This window comes from Pseudomonadota bacterium (assembly GCA_026390555.1).
In the GTDB taxonomy this organism is placed as follows: Bacteria; Bdellovibrionota_C; UBA2361; order UBA2361; family OMII01; genus OMII01.
In genome coordinates this window covers 38376-55660 of record JAPLFS010000072.1, presented here as the reverse complement: position 1 = coordinate 55660, position 17285 = coordinate 38376, and the positions used below count along the sequence as shown (strand labels likewise).

Below are 17285 nucleotides of genomic sequence, written 5' to 3'. Positions count from 1 at the left end.
TCTAGCGCAATAGCTCTTCAAGCATGGTTGGCAGTAGGTTCGGGGTATTCTGGTAACCGCTGGCGCGCTCCAGGTTGCAACTTCGTAGCACCGTTAGGAGCACCAGGGTTGGATTCGCATGCCTGTCGACTGCGAGATACTCTGCGTCGATAATGTTCTGAAGAGCTGTTGCCCAGACGGAGGCAGCGGCCTGATCGTTATTACAGCACAGCAGCCTCTCTCGAATTGAGGTGCGTAATAATGCAAGCAGCTCCTTGACTCCGATCTTATTGCCCCCCCATTCCTGCGCAGCACGTCCGATTCGCCGCGCGTCCCCCTTAAAGGCAGCATCAAGAACCTCGCGTACCTCATCCGCGAGCTCCTTTCGATCCTTAAGGGTCTCTAGATCACAGAGGGAACCTTCAGCAAGTGCCGCGATCGAATCGGACACCTCTGTAGCGCCCCGTTCAGTCAGGATATGCTTTATCTCCGTCGGTGAGAGGCGATCGAAGAACCAGCGCTGGCACCGAGATAGGACCGTTTGCGGCAAGCGAGTTGGGCTAGCAGCAAGCAGGATATAAAAGGTCTCAGGTCTAGGTTCCTCTAAGGTTTTAAGGAGCAGGTTAGCTCCAATCGTTGCGATCTCATCTGCATCGTTTAGGATTGCAACTCTGCGGCCCCCCAGGAACGCCTTTAGACTTAGTCCGTCGAGGGTCTCGCGCAGGTCGTCCATTGAGGCTGCGCCCGTACCAAAGGTGATCGTATGCAGGTCCGGATGATTTTTTGAGTTAAAGAGCACACAGGCCTGGCATGAGTTGCAGCCCCCCTGTGGCCCAAAAGGTTTTTGCTGGCAGAGGAGTTGGCGCGCAAGCTCATAAGCAACGAGTTGTTTGCCGATGCCCTTAATTCCTGTGAAGAGTAGAGATCCAGGAAGTCGCTCCTGTTGCGCAAGGAGGGCGAGAGCTGCGCGTTGTTGGGTGTGGCCGTGAATTGTCGTCACGAGGTTACAATAGGATTAAAGGATGGGATAAGGAAGGGTCAAGTGAGTCCAAAAACGCAACTATTCACCCCAGTATAAGCTTGTCGCTGGCTAGAAAGATTCGATCTTGCGATCGGTCTTAAAGCCCCCTCCTTTGTTGACGTCCCCTGATCGTGGACGCTTATTTTAGGGGTGAATAGTCATTATTTCCACCCCAGTTTGCTCCGCAAACTCGCCCCTTGATAGGGGCTAACGTACACGGGGCTGACCCGGTGAATAGTTACCCAAAAACGGAGAAAGTTATCCTTTGCAGCTCCTCAGGGGGCAACATGCCATCGAGCACTAGAAAGGGCACCGGGGAGGTGTCAGCGCACTCCAGGAATCCGTGCCTAATGCGTTCATGAAAAGCGAGCTCCTCATCCTCAAAGGAGTCCTTTCCGTTATCCTGGCGTGAGGCTATCCGTCGCAGCGCTTGATGCGGCTCAAGATCAAGCAGCACCACCAGATCCGGCAAGGTCGTCTGCACAGCGAGGGCGTTTGCTTGGTCGATCCAGTCACGACGAATACCACGGCCGTGCCCCTGAAAGGTAACGGTGGAGTAGAGGTACCTGTCGCACAGCACCCAGGAGCCTCGGTTGAGCGCCGGTACGATAACCTTGTCGACATGTTCGGCGCGACTAGCAGCAAAGAGCAACAGCTCTGTGCGGTCAGATTTTTTCTCGCCCGACCACTCAAGTAGGAGCTTGCGTAGCTCCTCTCCTAGCGGAGTCCCGCCAGGCTCGCGTGTCTCTAGCACCGCTGTCGAGGCTTGCTTAAGCCTCTGCGAAAGGGCGCGCAGGAGGGTCGTCTTGCCACAGCCATTTATGCCCTCAAAGGCAACGAAGTTGCCTTGCTTGGGCAGGCGGAAGCTATCGGCATTAACTCTCATGGCACTCCTCAGCTAGATCCTCGAGCAATAATCGCTACGATATGCCGCAGCTGCTTTTAATCTCTGAGATCTTAGACTCGATGTCATCGTTATATTGACCGGTTGCTACCTGAACACGTTCTCTGTAATCGCCCATAATGATTGCAGCGACAGCAGAGAATGGAATTACTGAGCGAACTCCGGAAAGAATCTGCTTTCCAACGGAGGCCTTCTCATTCTCGAGAATCTCAATATCTGAGCGCGCAGTGCCGCAGTTGATCTCTTTATCCAGCGATATGATAGAATCCTCGGAGATGCTAGGACGGGGAGAGATATCTTTACGTTGAGAACATGCAACGCAGAGAAGGAGTAGGGCAATTAGGGGTATGTGTGTCGTTCGCATATGTGAGTGGAACTCAAAAAAGTATAGACGGTTAGATCCTGATTCGGGCAGTAGAGAATACATTATGTCACAATCGGTTGTGAAAACGTATACAACCGTAATATATGGCCAATAGCAGCAGAGTGCCTTATATAAAACTGAAAAAGCAATTATCTAAGTTGTATAGCCACCTATAACAAGCTAATATTACAGCTCTTTTTGGTATAACAAGGGGCTATTGCTGGTTGCCCACATGTTTTTGGGCATTCCTGCAAACAGGCTGTCGTAGTAGAGATGGTTCGGGCAGAGGAGACGGCGTTACGTTAACGTTACGCTGCCCATGCAGAGTTGTTAAGGAGTTCTATGCCGATCTTTCCAACAAGCCTTAAACAGGAGTCTAGGGACCGATACCTTACCTATGCGCTCAGCGTCGTGTCAGGGCGCGCACTTCCTGATGTGCGAGATGGTCTAAAGCCGGTACAGCGCCGCATCCTGTACGCCATGTTCCAGAACTTAAACCTGACGCCCTCAAATAATCACCGCAAGTCCGCAGCGGTTGTCGGAGAGGTGCTAGCTCGATTTCATCCGCACGGCGACGTTGCCTGTTATGAAGCGATGGTGCGCATGGCGCAGGACTTCTCTCTGCGCTATCCACTCGTTGATGGCCAGGGGAACTTTGGCTCCCTTGATGGCGATAATGCTGCAGCTTACCGTTATACAGAGGCGCGACTGCGCCATATCGCAATTGATGTAATTGGAGAGATTAACGAAGAGACCGTTATCTTTCGCGACAACTTCGATTCGACAGTTGTTGAGCCGACTGTTCTGCCGAGCCGCATTCCGAACTTATTAATAAACGGAGCTACCGGCATCGCGGTCGGTATGGCAACAAGTATTCCGCCGCACAACCTAAAGGATACTATTAAGGCGCTGCTAGAGCTTTCGAAAGATCCAGAGCTCTCGGTTTCTAAGTTAACGGCCTTAATTAAGGGACCAGATTTCCCAACAGGCTGTAGTATTCTTAATACACAGCGCGAGCTGGTTGAGATGTATGAGACAGGACGGGGCTCTGTGCGAATGCGCGGTGAGTGGCAGATTGAAGACCAGGGGCGCGGCAAACAGGCGCTGATCGTTAGTTCAGTTCCGTATGCGATAAACAAAGCTACCCTGGTTGAGCGTATCGCCGGGTTAATAATCGATAGAAAGCTACCGCAATTAGTGGATGTGCGTGATGAATCAACGCAGGAGGTTCGTATCGTGCTTGAGCTTGCGCCTGGGGCCGATCCAGAGCTTGCAATGGCGTACCTATTTAAAAACACACCGCTAGAGTCTAACTTTGCGGTGAATCTAACGGCGCTTGTGCCGAGCCAGGGGAGCTCTGCCCGTCCAGAGCTGCTCTCACTTAAAGATTTCCTCAGTCATTTTCTTACCTTCCGCGCTGAGGTTACCGAGAAGCGCTTGGTCTTTGAACGCAAGCAGCTTCTTGAGCGTATTCATATCCTGGACGGACTTGTTATCGTTTATGATGCCCTCGACGAAGCGCTCAAGATCGTTCGCAAGAGTGAGGGCAGGAGTGATGCCGCGGATAAGCTCCGTATTCGATTCAAGCTCTCAGAGATTCAGGCGTTCGCCGTGGTAGACATGCGTATTTACCAGCTCTCGCGCACCAATATCGATGAGATTCGAGGCGAGTTAGCCGAAAAGGATAAACGCGTTAAGCAGATTGAGGGGATTATTAAGAGCAAAACTGCTATCTCTGAAATTGTTCGAGCAGACCTTGCAGCGATCTCTGAGAAGTACGGCGATCGCCGCCGTTCAAAGCTGGTTAAGGACAACGTTGATATAGAATTCGATGAGACCCACTACGTTGTGCAGGAAGAGGTGCACGCAATCATTACCACTGATGGTTGGATTAAGCGCATCCGCAGAACAAATGAGCTCTCGTCAACCCGCATGCGCGAGGGCGATGCCATTCTTTCAGCACATGCGCTGACAACGCTTGATTCAGTGGCGCTATTTACGAATCTTGGCTCACTGTTTGTTCTGAAAGTTTCTGATTTCCCGGCATCAGGAGGCTACGGCACTCCGGTACAAAAGGTTCTTAAGTTTAAAGATGGCGAGAAGATCGTGACATCTTTTGGGCTATCAGCATCTGACACGCCGATAGCTTCAACAGGGGCACAGGCGGAGCTTGCTCTTGGTGGAGCGCCTGTAGGTGTATCAAATGAACGATCTCTCAAGGATGGAGATACGGTCGTGCTTGTAGGGCAGCAGGGCACTGGATTCGCACTTACGATGAGCGATATCTCGCAGACGAAGCGCAATGGAAGACGCGTTATGAAGCTGCGCGATGGGGAGTTCATGGTCGCTGCGGCGCCCCTTGCCCCTATGATGGTATTCATAACCCGTGATGGCTCTGGGCTCGCTATCTCTCAGAAAGAGATACCGGTGCGAGATTCCGCTGCCGTAGGAGTTGTTCTGATGGGAGTTCGAGATAACGATGCGCTAGTAGCGTGTTGCGGTACGCAATCGACTAAGATGAAGGGCACCCTGCTGCTTGATCTTAAGACAGGTAAAACTAAGGATATTCCCTTATCAGAGGTGACAAAGGGGCATCGAGCTCTAAAGGGTACCAAGGTGTACTCGAAAGAGGAGATCATCGGGGCCAAAATAGTAGAGATCTAAGCAGGGGCGAGAGCTAGTTGTATAATTTTGTGTGATAAAAAAGAACAAGATGGCGAAGGGCAGTTCATACAGCGCAGTTGATATCGAGGTTCTTGAGGGACTTGATCCGGTTAGAAAACGCCCCGGTATGTATATCGGTGGTACGGATGGGCCTGCAGGGCTGCACCATCTCGTGCGAGAGATAATAGATAACTCGGTTGACGAGGCGATGAACGGGCACGCCGATACTATTACGGTAACGCTCCATAAGGACGGCGAGAGCGTTACGGTCGAAGATAATGGCCGAGGTATTCCGGTTGATATTCACCCGAAGTTCAAAAAGCCGGCGCTTGAGATAATTCTTACTACGCTGCATGCCGGAGGCAAGTTTAATGACCATAACTATGTGACCGCGGGCGGTCTGCACGGAGTTGGAGCATCGGTCGTTAACGCGCTCTCCGAAACGCTTGAAGCTACTGTTTGTCGCGAAGGGTTTGAGTGGAAGCAGAGCTTTACCCGCGGTAAAACCGATGGGCCGATTAAGAAGGGGGGCGCAACCCGTCGTAAAGGGACCCGGATATTCTTTAGGCCCGATACCGAGATATTTAAGAGCATAGAGTTCTCAGCGGCCCGTCTAGAGAAAATCATCGAGGAAAAATCGTTTCTCTATAAGGGTCTGAGGCTTGTTTTTAACGATTTGAAGAACGCCACAGAGCGCACCTTCTACCATCCGGAGGGGATTAAGTCCTTTCTCAGCTCGCTACTTACGTTAGCAAGCCAGACTCCCATTAGTGGAGAGTGCTTTGATCTTGATCGAGTAAACGGCATTAAGATTGAAGTTGCATTTTGTTGGACTGAGTCAACTCAGGAGCAGCTGCACTCCTATGTTAACGGTATCCATACAAAGGGTGGCGGAACGCATGAGGAAGGTTTCAAGACCGGACTCTCAAAGGCTATAAGAAACTACATCTCGGTTCACGATCTTCTTCCGAAGGGTGTTAAGATAACAGGAGAGGATATCCGCGAGGGGCTTATAGCTGTTATTTCGGTGAGTGTTCCAGGATCTGTTAGTCAGCTTCAATTTCAGGGCCAGACTAAAGACCGCCTTAACAATCCAGAGATCGAGCCGCCACTTGATGCTCTGCTTAAGAGCTTTGAAAACGTACTGAATTCAAAGCCTAGTGTTGCCAATGCGCTCGTGGAGCGTATCACCTTAGCGGCTAAGGCGCGTGCGGCAGCGCGCTCCGCTTCGCAGGGCATCAGCCGAAAGATCGGCATTAGTCATCGCCTTAATTTACCGGGTAAGTTAGCGGATTGCTCATCAACCAAGCCTGATTCATCTGAGGTCTTTATCGTAGAGGGAGATTCCGCAGGTGGTAGCGCCAAGCAGGGTAGGGACCGTGCGATTCAGGCTGTATTGCCGTTGCGTGGAAAGGTTCTTAACTCGGTATCAACAACGGAAGCTAAACTGCACGAGAACAAAGAGCTGCTTGATTTAGTTTCAGCGCTTGGCTGTGGCATCGGTAAAAATATCAGACTAGATAAGCTGCGTTACTCGAAGGTCATAATTCTAACCGATGCTGACGCTGATGGAATGCATATCTCGGCTTTGCTGATGGCGTTCTTCTATAAATTCCTGCGCCCCCTCGTTGAAAAGGGACACCTATACATCGGTATCTCACCGCTCTATCGCCTCAGATTCGGAAGCGGTTCTAAGGAGGAGGTTCTCTGGGTGTATTCGGATGAGGAGAAGGAGGAGATCCTCAAGGAGCGAGGGACGCGTGGAGCGCGAGGTAAGGTTCACATTACACGCTTTAAGGGATTAGGTGAGATGAATCCGGAAACCCTCTGGGATACCACCCTCAATCCAAAGACCAGAAAGCTGCTTCAGTTGACGGTTGAGGACCCTATTGAGGTCGATGCCATGCTTGAAAGTTTATTAGGAAAGGATCCAAGTGAGCGATATAGGCTTATTCAGGAAAACGCACATCGTCTTGAGGTGGATCTATAGCTATTAAAAGCCTCATTGTAACAGGTACTTAGCGCGGAGGTGCGACTACTGCTGCGAATAAGTGAGGTTTAAGCGATAGTCAAATAAGGCACGGAAGAGAGGAGAGTTTCTCTCCGTATTTACACACACATAGCTGATATACTATGTATCAGGGACGTTCAGCGGATAAGATAGAGATATCGAGTTCGAATTGGTTCTCAGAGTAAGTAATAGTGGGCGTTAGCCCGGGGTGAACGGCGAGTAGCTCTGAGAAGTATTCTGTAGTTAGGGCCTACATGGCTAAAAGTATTTTCAAGTTCGTTAAAGATTCCCTTCCAAAACTTGGTGCCTCTGATCCTGTGTTGTTAAAGCAGGAGGAGGAGTTGCAGTTCAAGACCGTTGAGATGGGAACGAAGGGCCCAGAGATAGTGCTGTTACACGGCCTATTTGGGGCGTTATCCAATTGGGATACGGTGCAGCCGTTAATGGCACAGTACGCCAAGCCGATGGCGCTCAGCTTTCCACTTCTTACGGCGCATCGCTCAGAGCTCAAGATAAAGGCTTTGGCGCACTATACTGAGCGGTTCGTACTCCAGCGTGGACTTGCCCCGGTAACGATGTGCGGAAATTCTCTCGGTGGACATGTAGCGTTACGGCTCTATTTAGCTGCCCCGCAGCTAGTTGATTGCTTAATTCTAAGTGCTACCAGCGGGCTCTATGAGCACTCGGTAGACTCGCTTCCGGTTCGCCCTGGGCGCGATTTCGTGCTAGAGCATATGGCCAAGGTTTTCGTTAACGAAAAGTTTATCACCGAAGAAGCGATCTCTGAGATCGTCAAGATCCTAGCTAATAAACACCACGTTTTGAGTTTGATTCACGCCGCTAGGAGCGCCAAAAAGGACAACCTTAAGGATCTTTTGGGTGAGGTAAAGGTGCCAACCTTGTTACTGTGGGGAGAGGATGATCAGGTAACGACTATGGAGGTCGCAGAGATGTTCCATAAGCTTATACCTAATTCTACCCTCGTAACGGTTAAGAAGTGTGGGCATGCTCCTATGATTGAGCACCCTGAGTGGTTCTCCGGTGAGGTTGAGAAGTTCCTGCGCCAGCACTCCCGTCACGCCGTAACGTTAAAGTAATAGAGCTACCTTTACGGGAAGCGCTGTTTTATAGATTGTTTAGCCGGTTACCAATCGGATCAGGGGGTATAACGTGCAGAGGGATACTACTAGCCATCGATTTACTCTAGGTTCAAAGTTACCGCAATTCACCCTGCCTAATGTTGATGGCAAAGAGCTTGGCTCTGATTATCTGCAGGGCGCTCGTGCAAGTTTGGTTGTGTTTCTGTGCAATCACTGCCCATACGTCAAGGGGAGCGAGGAGATGTTAATTGAGATTATTAGACGCTATCAGGCCGAGGGCCTCAAGGCTGTGTGGATCAGCAGTAACGATGCAACGCAGTATCCTGAAGATAGTTTCGAGAAGATGAAGGATAAAGCTAGTCAGATGTCGTTGCCGTATCCCTACCTCTACGATGAGTCTCAAGATGTTGCGCGAGCTTTTGATGCGGCCTGTACTCCAGAGCTCTATCTTTTTGATAAGGATAGCATGCTTGTATATCACGGCACTATTAACGATAGCCCCCGCGATCCCAGTAAGGTCACGCAGGACTACCTCTCTCAGGCAATTGTTGCGGTGCTAGAGGGTAGGACCCCACAACCACAATTTATTAATCCTCTCGGCTGCTCCATTAAGTGGAAGCCAGTTCCATAGTATTTTTTTTAACAGGAGCACCTCATGACACTAGACATCAAGAACCTTCAACGTTTGGCGACAACTGTTCGTACCCTTTCAATCGACGCGGTGCAGAAGGCAAATAGCGGACATCCTGGCCTGCCGCTTGGTGCCGCTGATTTTACCTCGGTACTATGGGCAAATTACCTCCGTTTTAATCCAAAGGACCCAAGCTGGATTAACCGCGACCGTTTTGTGCTCTCAGCTGGGCACGGCTGTATGTTGCTTTATTCTATGTTGCATCTCTTTGGATACGACCTACCGATGAGCCAGCTTCAGCAGTTTCGTCAGTGGGAGAGCATCACCCCCGGCCATCCCGAGTTCGGTATAACTCCAGGCGTAGAGTGCACCACCGGACCGTTGGGGCAGGGGGCTGCAAATAGCGTAGGACTAGCGCTCTCGGGCAAGATGCTTGCGGCCCGTTACGGAGCCGATCTCTTTAACTATAGGGTTTTTACCTTAGTTAGTGATGGTGATCTGATGGAAGGAGTCTCTGCGGAGGCGGGCTCGCTTGCGGGACACATGCAACTCGACAACCTGGTCTACATGTACGATGACAATAAGATCTCGCTCGCTGGTGAGACGGAGCTGTGTTTTACCGAGTCAGTTGCTAAGAGATACGAAGGCTACGGTTGGTTCGTGCAGTCCTGTGATGGTCACAATATGCAGGAGGTTGCGCAGTGCCTCGATCAGGCGCTGGCACAGAGGGGGCGCCCAAGCCTGATCTGTTGTCGTACGTTGCTAGGCTTCGGAAGTCCAAACAAGAGCAATACGCATGAGGCGCACGGCGCGCCACTTGGAGCGGAGGAGATAAAGGCTACCAAGCGAAATCTCGGCTGGCCTGAGGATGCTCAGTTCCTGGTGCCAGAGGATGTGCAGGCATTTATTGCAGCTAGAGTAGAGAAAAAGGTTGAGGAGTCCTCGGCCTGGAAGGGCAGCTTCTCAACCTGGAGATCATCAAACGGTGAACTAGCAAAGCAGCTTGAGAGTCAACTTGCACGCGCAATAGATCCGAAACTAAAGGATGAGCTACTTGCGATCTTCAAGGAGCCCAAGAAGGACGCGACCAGAAACCTCTCTGGTGCTGCAATTCAGGTGATCGCCAAATATGTGCCAGGTTTTGTTGGGGGCTCTGCTGATCTTGATCCATCAACAAAAACGGCGATTAAAGGCGGCGGTGATGTGAGCCACGAAAACTTTGCTGGCAAGAATATTCACTTCGGGGTGCGTGAGCACGCCATGGGGTCGCTTGCGAATGGCTTGGCTTATACGCAGGCCTGGATTCCCTACACGGCTACCTTCCTAGTATTCTCGGATTATATGCGGCCAGCGATGCGGGTCGGAGCTATCTCGCATCTACAGGCGCTCTATATCTTTACGCACGATAGCTTCTGGGTCGGAGAGGATGGGCCAACGCACGAGCCGATTGAGCACGTTATGAGCCTGCGTTTAATTCCAAATATGCGGGTCTTAAGGCCGGCCGATGGAGTTGAGGTTGCGATGTGTTACTACGCAGCACTTACGCATAAGCATGGACCGAGCACCCTTATTTTTAGCCGTCAGAACTTACCGAGCCTAACGCGACCTGCTTCGTTTAGTCCGGATGATGTGCTTAAGGGCGGCTATATTCTTAAAGAGAGCTCGCAGCCAAAGCTTGTGCTTGTTGCTACCGGTTCTGAGGTTGGTGCTGCTGTTGAGGCTGCTACGATGCTGGAGGCCGAGGGCCACTCTGTACAGGTTGTTTCGATGCCGTGTGTTGAGCTCTTTACGGCGCAGTCAGCGGCGTACAAAGCAGAGCTATTCCCAGCCGGTGCTCGTATTGCAGTAGTGGAGGCGGGCGTAACGCTAGGTTGGAGCTCTATCCTTGGTAGGGACGCCCTTGCAATCGGAATAGATCACTACGGAGCGTCAGCGCCGGGCGAGATACTGGCAGAGAAGTTCGGATTTACCGGACAGGCGATTAAGGAGAGGATCGCTGCTTGGATTGAGAGTTAGTTGCTATTCATCACATAAGAATGCACCCCCGTCACCACCTGCGCCATTCTATGGTAGTCTAGGGTCTCGGGAAGATCTTTCTCAGTGTGATAATTCTGATTTCTCAGAAACGCAGTATCCGTAACCATAACGGCATCAAAGTCGTGTTTCCAGTAGTTCAGGTGGTCAGAAAAATCTACACCAGGCAGTAGGCTCGGTGCATTTATCGACAGCGCCGCTAGCTCAGTTGAACGGGTGATCGCTTTTTTAAGCGAGATGGTTGCAGAACTAATGGAGGGGGGGCCAACGACGGCGATAAAGTTGCCGGTTGTGGGGAAGATCCAGGAGAGCGCAGAGGGTGAGTAGCGCTGAGAGTTCGGGGCATCAGAGAAATAACCTATCATCTCAAGACTTATCATAAGGCGTACCTTTTCTTTGGAATGCTTGAGAGATGCAGCATGAACGTAACTGCCCATATCGTTTGTGCGAAAGAATGGGGGCTCCTCCAGTGGATAGGCCACTAGTAACACCTTCATCGGTGGGGGCTGTTGTGAAAACATCCGTCCGAGTTCAAGTAGCGCCGCTACTCCGCTGGCATTATCATCGGCTCCAGGCAGCTCACCGTAGGTGTCGTAGTGCGCTCCGATTATTATGGTCCCCTCTGAATCAGGGAGTCCATACTCAGATATCACATTATGGAAGCATATATCGTTAACCAGGTAAGTTTGTAACGAGACGCGTGCGTTGTGAGTCTGAAATGTATACGCGGTATCATCGGCGATTGTGCTGAGTTGTTGCTGATGGTTAAAATCGCGCGGCCCCATCGTAAGCGAGAGCTTACGCACGGTATCCTCCAGGCGTGAGGGATCTGCAGTAATGCTAACCTTCTCCCTTGTTGTTGTGAAGTTAAAGGGGCGGGCCACAAATAGCCACAATGCACTCAGAAAGAGCGCGATAAGTACTAACAGTTGAAAAACGAGCTTAATAAACTGAGCCATCTACCTCACCCACAATGATGTAGTGAGATCCATTTGCCCCATTAAACTAACCGGTGCGGGGGAGTTAATACTCCTTATCGATCTCGTCCTCAGAGATGGTCTCTCCGTTAATAGCGCGGCGCAGGAGTTGGCTGGGCTTGAACTTAACTACCCGACGAGCACGCAGGATGATCGTCTCGCGTGTTTGCGGATTGCGACCGCGGCGAGCCGGCTTAGCCTTAACTTCGTAACATCCGAAGCCTGAAAGCATCACCTTAGCATCCTTGTCGAGCGCCTCCTTGATCAGCTCAATGTAGTCTTCAACTACCTGAGCAGCCTTCTGCTTATCTATGTCGATAGCGGCATAGATAGAATCAGCAAGGTCAGCCTTAGTTAAACAATAGCGTGAGTTACCCATAATAGAAGCTCCATCCAGGTATGATCGAAGGTCAATTAACCTAGTTACTAAATGATGACAAGAGGTTACAGCTAAGCACCAGTATCCAGTTGCCTATGTACCATAAAAAACAGCAAGTGTGGACTAAATACCGACCAATTGGCAGTATCTTGTAGTATATAAGCAGCATCTAAAAACAAACAGCAGCTCTAACCAGCACACGCTCGCTATCTACTAAGACGCACCTAGTGGGTAGAGAAGATTCAATATGTTACGAAAATAACTTCTTAACTACTAGCATCAGGGAGTGGGCTAAAGAGGCTTTCAAGATCCATCTTTGAGAGATTTGCAGTTGATAGCCCGTTCTCATTGATAAGGGCGTCAACCAATTTCGATTTCTTAGCCTTAAGGGTCATGATCTTCTGCTCGACCGACTCCTCGGTCACTAAGCGATAGACTGAGACCGTCTTGCTCTGCCCGATGCGGTGAGCACGGTCAACGGCTTGGCTCTCAACAGCAGGGTTCCACCACGGATCGTAGATAATAACGGTATCTGCCGCCATAAGATTAAGACCTGAACCGCCAGCTTTAAGGCTAATTAGGAAGAGGCGCACCTTATCGTCCTGTGAGAAGCGATCGATTAGATCTTGGCGGTTGCGTGTAGCGCCATCTAGGTAGAGGTACTCCGTGCCGATCTCGTCGAGCCAGCCCCGTATAATCGATAACATGCCACGGAACTGACTGAAGAGTAGGATCTTTCTGCCAGAGTCGAGCGCCTCTTGGGTCAGGTCCTTCAGTAGATTGAACTTACCTGAGTCGTAGCCCTGTAGGTCACTAAAGGCCTCGATAGAGTTCGGATGGTTGCACACCTGACGTAAGCGCAGCAAAGCCGCAAGGATTGAGATGCTCGCACCCTGAATACCTTTTTTCTTAATAGCTTCAAAAACCTTCGGACGTACTTCATTCAGGATCTGGTTGTACATCGTGCGTTGGCTCGGCGTCATATCGACGTGCAGTACCGACTCGATCTTGGCTGGCAGCTCCTTCTCTACGTCGGCTTTGAGGCGACGCAGGATAAAGGGCCTGGTCTTTGCATTAAGCATCTGAGCAACCTGTGTGGAGTTGCCGCCTTCAAGGATCGGGCGCTCGATATTCGAACGGAAGAATTCTGCTGATCCGAGGTATCCCGGCATAAGAAAGTCCATAATGGACCAGAGCTCCATCGGCCTGTTCTCAGTCGGGGTGCCAGTTATGGCGAGGCGGCGGCGAGCACGGATAGCTTTAGCAGCTTTTGTGGTGGTTGCCTGAGGATTCTTAATATTTTGGGCCTCATCAAGAACGAGGTATGAGAACTCAAAGCGCTCCAACTCGTATCTATCGAGTCGTAAGAGCGCATAAGAGGTCAGGACGAAATCGGCATCTGGTACCTGATCAAAGAGTACTTTGCGCCCCGGGCCATGCAGCATTATGGACTTCATGCCGGGTGTAAAGCGACGAATCTCGTAGGTCCAGTTTGTAATAACCGAGGTTGGAGCAACTATTAAGATCGGTTTTTTAGCTTCCTTTTTGCCCCGTTTATCACGCAACATTTGGAAGAAGGCCAGCGCCTGAACGGTCTTACCGAGTCCCATCTCATCGGCCAGGATGCCGCCCAGTTCAAACTCATGCAGGAAGTTAAGCCAGCTAATGCCATCCTCCTGATAGTTTCGCAATTCGCCGATAAAGCCCTTGGTCGCCTTGACCGGTTTAATCTCTGCAAAGGAGGATAGCTTGGCGCTTAATGCTGCTAGGCGCTTGTCGAGCGAGACGGCGAATCCGTTGTCGTTGATACGGCTGAGGCTGATAGCCTGAGCCAATGATAGCTGGGTTTTAATGGTGTTACTAACGCGGCAGTTCGGATCGACCATACCTAGGATCGTTCTTAGCTGGGCAATGCTGCCACCAGGAACTCGTGCATATGCTCCACTGTCGAGGCGTGTCCAGCGATCGTTATCCCCACGGGTGTTCTTGAAGAGCGCAGAAAGTGGGAGGTTAGAATTGTTTTGCAGAACGGAGACGTGACAATCGAACCAATCGATAGCACCAGGACGGCGCGTACTAGAGAGATCCTCATCGTTGGTATCCGCACCCCCCTTGGTGTTGCTCGCAAGCGCAATAGCAATGTTAAGCTCCGAGAAACGCATGCCCTTGCGAATTGCATCTATGCCGTTAATTTTCCACGGGTTGGTGAGCTTCTCATTGCCATCATGAATAAAATCGAGCGCGGCATCGCCAGTAAGTGCATAGCGGCGTTTCTCGTTAGTGCTAGAAAATCCTATGGTATGTAGGGCGGCGGTAGCTTCGTTTTCAAAGTCACGATCGCGCAGGAACACTACGTTCGAGCCTGCCTGTGCGGTGGGATATTCAAAATCTAGCGTAGCTATCAGCTCTACTTGGCGATTCGATGTGAAGTGATCCGAGGCGTTGTCTCTACGCTCTAACTGCAGCATCGGAACAGGGGTCTTAATCTCCGCGGCCGGCTGCAACTCTGGATTTGAAACCTCAAGTAGCGCCTCATTACGAATCTCAGAGTCATTAAGAGCCTCAAGCACCGGTCCAACCTGTGCACGTGGCACAGTGAGTGAGCGCGAGCCATCGAAGATAGAGGCGATACGCGCGGCCTGCGGCGTCAGGCGATAGATCCTGTGCTTAATCATCGTCCAGAATGGACCAGTACCGAAGACCTCCTGTGTGCGTTGAATCTCTAGCCGTTTATCATCTGAACCAATCACCCACTTCATTCTTAGCTCAAGTGCGCCAGGTTGCCAGGTGAGGAGTAGTTTTGCGCCGATCGGATCATGCGATAGGGTAATTGGCTGCGAATCGCCAACAGAAAGCACGGTCTCGTACTCCTCTATTAGGCCCAGCACCAACTCAATACCCTTACTGGAATTGATATACCAGATATGGCTGGCATCATCCCAGGAGCCCTCATCTTCGAGTACCTGGAGGAGGATGTTATCGAGCGCACGGCTTGAAACGGTGCGGAATCCATCAAAAATCGTAGGCTCCTGCTCTACCTCATCAAAGAAAATCTTTATGCCGAGTCGATCACTGGAGAGATCTAGTAGAATCGATACGCTTGGTGCGTAGCTTGAGGTTGTGGCACCTGAACTATCCCAGCTGCCCTGTTCGGTGCTGATTGATTGAATATCTCGGATCGCGTTGGCTACCTCGAGCGGAGAGCTGGAGTTAGCACGAAAGGTGGACTCTCGTTCTCCGAATCCGCCGCGCGGCTCAAAGAACTCAAGCTCCGCTGCGCGCCAGAGGAGCGCTACGGCGTGTGCGCACCACTGCTCCTGCATATCCGTAGCGGTAGAGCAGGAGCAGGAGGCCTCTATATCATGTGAGGATAGAACAACGAGTTGAACTGAATGGGTTGTAACCTCGTCCTCGCGGACATGTCCGGTGACCGTATGGCCCGCATAACTACACTCACTAACGTTATCGTTAGTGGCGAATCCGACGCCGCGCTCAACGACCGAAAATGGAGCAAGTTTACGCAGGTGAGTAAGGATCTTAGATTTGGCTGCAGTTGGGGTCCCGATCATCGGAGTAAGGTATCACACTCTACTTAATTAAGGCAGGGGGTGGGAGGTTGCTTTTTTTAAACTTGCCCCCGATCGATTGAGCGGTTAAAGCAAGGGATCTAAGGCCGGGCCTTTAAAACTGACATAATTCAACACCATAACATCCTAAACTCCCGTAACTATTCACCCCAGTATAAACTTGTCGGTGTTTAAAAAGATTCGATCTTGCGATCAGTCCTAACGAAACATCTTTCTTGACGTCCCCTGATCGGGGACGCTTATTTTAGGGGTGAATACTTAGTATTCCCACCCCAGTTTGCTCCGCAAACTCGCCCCTTGATAGGGGCTAACGCACACGGATCTGATCGGGTTAATAGTTGCAAACTCCCTTTTGTTTTCTCCTTTCTCGCTATACCATAGCTCTATGCAAAATACCCAAAAGCAGTATTCATTCCCACGCGAAAAGATGAAGATCCTACTCCTTGAAGGGGTACACCAGGCCTGTGTTGATAGGCTTTCTCAGGCCGGTTACCAACCTGAGCTAATTAAAGGCGCGCTTGGAGAGCAGGAGTTGTGCGAGGCGATCGCAGGGGTGCATGTGCTCGGCATCCGCTCTAAGACCGAGGTAAGTAGCAAGGTTTTGGCGCAGGCCAAGAACCTGCTCTCAATCGGGTGCTTCTGTATCGGCACCGATCAGGTTGATTTAAGTAAGGCGGCGTTGCACGGGGTTCCGGTTTTCAACGCCCCGTTTAGCAATACCCGTAGCGTTGCTGAACTTACTCTGGCAGAGGTGGTGATGCTCGCCCGTCGCGCAGTCCACAAAAGTCAGCTCATGCATAAGGGGAGCTGGGATAAGTCGGCTGATAGGTGTGTCGAGGTTCGCAATAAGAGTATCGGCATTATAGGCTATGGACATATCGGCCCACAGGTCGGACTTCTGGCCGAAGCGTTCGGGATGAAGGTCTACTTCTTCGATGTGCTGAATAAACTTCCGCTCGGCAATGCGACCCCGGTTGCCACCCTTGAGGATCTGTTAAAACTCTCTGACTTCGTCACCCTACACGTTCCGGATACAGCCGAGACTAGGGGTATGATCGGCGCGCGCCAGATCGAGCAGATGAAGCACGGTGCATTCCTACTTAACTTAAGTCGTGGTCGCATAGTAGATCTTGAAGCGGTACGGGCAGCACTTTTAAGTGGTCAGTTGGCAGGGGCTGCTATCGATGTTTTTCCAGAGGAGCCGAAAACCAACGACGAGCCCTTTCAGTGTGCACTATCCGGAATGGATAACGTAATTCTGACACCGCATATCGGGGGAAGCACCCTTGAGGCCCAACGTAATATTGGGCTAGAGGTTGGCAACACATTGATCAAGTTCATTGAGACCGGCAGTACGACCGGAGCGGTTAATTTTCCGCAGGTTGAGTTGCCAATAGTGCGTGATAGTCACCGTATCCTTAATATTCATAAGAACGTTCCCGGCGTTTTGAGCTCGATTAACTCAATTATCGCGGCTGCTGGCGCAAATATTCGCGCGCAGTTCCTAAGCACACAGGGAGATGTTGGGTACCTAATAATTGACGTTGATAACGGGCTATCGGAGGGGATAAAAAACACGATAGAGGAGCTCGACACGAGTATCAGAACAAGGATCCTTTTTTAGCTGGACAGTA

General features: G+C 50.9%; 12 protein-coding genes. 6 read left to right on the top strand and 6 right to left on the bottom strand.

Annotated elements, in window-relative coordinates; genetic code table 11:
• Position 1: 1 nt before the first annotated feature.
• The 3 genes from NTV65_10060 to NTV65_10050 form a co-directional block, all read right to left on the bottom strand.
• Positions 2–979, bottom strand: a complete 978-nt coding sequence (locus NTV65_10060) for a hypothetical protein (GenBank protein ID MCX6115537.1) — start codon at positions 977–979, stop codon at positions 2–4.
• A gap of 259 nt (positions 980–1238) precedes the next feature.
• Positions 1239–1886, bottom strand: coding sequence for a dTMP kinase (tmk, locus tag NTV65_10055; GenBank protein ID MCX6115536.1), 648 nt, complete (start codon positions 1884–1886; stop codon positions 1239–1241).
• 34 nt (positions 1887–1920) lie between these two features.
• Entirely contained in the window at positions 1921–2268 is a 348-nt protein-coding gene (locus tag NTV65_10050; GenBank protein ID MCX6115535.1) for a hypothetical protein, read from the bottom strand.
• 342 nt (positions 2269–2610) lie between these two features.
• Here NTV65_10050 and NTV65_10045 point away from each other — a divergent pair, with 342 nt between their 5' ends.
• The 5 genes from NTV65_10045 to tkt all read left to right on the top strand — a co-directional run bounded on the left by NTV65_10045 (position 2611) and on the right by tkt (position 10690).
• Positions 2611–4932 (top strand): DNA topoisomerase 4 subunit A, encoded by a 2322-nt coding sequence (locus NTV65_10045; protein ID MCX6115534.1) that lies wholly within the window; start codon positions 2611–2613, stop codon positions 4930–4932.
• 49 nt (positions 4933–4981) lie between these two features.
• The gene (locus tag NTV65_10040; protein ID MCX6115533.1) at positions 4982–6922 is read left to right on the top strand and encodes a DNA topoisomerase IV subunit B; all 1941 of its coding nucleotides are present in this window, start codon (positions 4982–4984) and stop codon (positions 6920–6922) included.
• A 275-nt stretch (positions 6923–7197) separates the two neighbouring features.
• Positions 7198–8040: an alpha/beta hydrolase gene (locus NTV65_10035; protein ID MCX6115532.1), complete on the top strand. Its 843-nt coding sequence runs from the start codon at positions 7198–7200 to the stop codon at positions 8038–8040.
• A gap of 73 nt (positions 8041–8113) precedes the next feature.
• Entirely contained in the window at positions 8114–8674 is a 561-nt protein-coding gene (locus NTV65_10030) for a thioredoxin family protein (GenBank protein MCX6115531.1), read from the top strand.
• Positions 8675–8698: 24 nt separating this feature from the next.
• A complete protein-coding gene (gene tkt / locus NTV65_10025) occupies positions 8699–10690 on the top strand; it encodes a transketolase (GenBank protein MCX6115530.1) in 1992 nt (663 codons plus the stop codon).
• On the opposite strand, the gene NTV65_10020 is transcribed toward tkt, so the two are convergent.
• The 3 genes from NTV65_10020 to NTV65_10010 form a co-directional block, all read right to left on the bottom strand.
• Positions 10687–11667, bottom strand: a complete 981-nt coding sequence (locus NTV65_10020) for a M28 family peptidase (protein ID MCX6115529.1) — start codon at positions 11665–11667, stop codon at positions 10687–10689. The two genes, tkt and NTV65_10020, sit on opposite strands and share 4 nt — an antisense overlap.
• A gap of 64 nt (positions 11668–11731) precedes the next feature.
• Positions 11732–12064, bottom strand: a complete 333-nt coding sequence (locus NTV65_10015) for an integration host factor subunit alpha (protein MCX6115528.1) — start codon at positions 12062–12064, stop codon at positions 11732–11734.
• A 266-nt stretch (positions 12065–12330) separates the two neighbouring features.
• Positions 12331–15633 carry a DEAD/DEAH box helicase gene (locus NTV65_10010; protein MCX6115527.1) on the bottom strand — a complete coding sequence of 1101 codons (3303 nt, stop codon included), beginning with the start codon at positions 15631–15633 and terminating at the stop codon, positions 12331–12333.
• Positions 15634–16036: 403 nt separating this feature from the next.
• On the opposite strand from NTV65_10010, the gene serA reads away from it, so the two are divergent.
• Positions 16037–17275 carry a phosphoglycerate dehydrogenase gene (serA, locus tag NTV65_10005; GenBank protein ID MCX6115526.1) on the top strand — a complete coding sequence of 413 codons (1239 nt, stop codon included), beginning with the start codon at positions 16037–16039 and terminating at the stop codon, positions 17273–17275.
• Positions 17276–17285 lie beyond the last annotated feature (10 nt).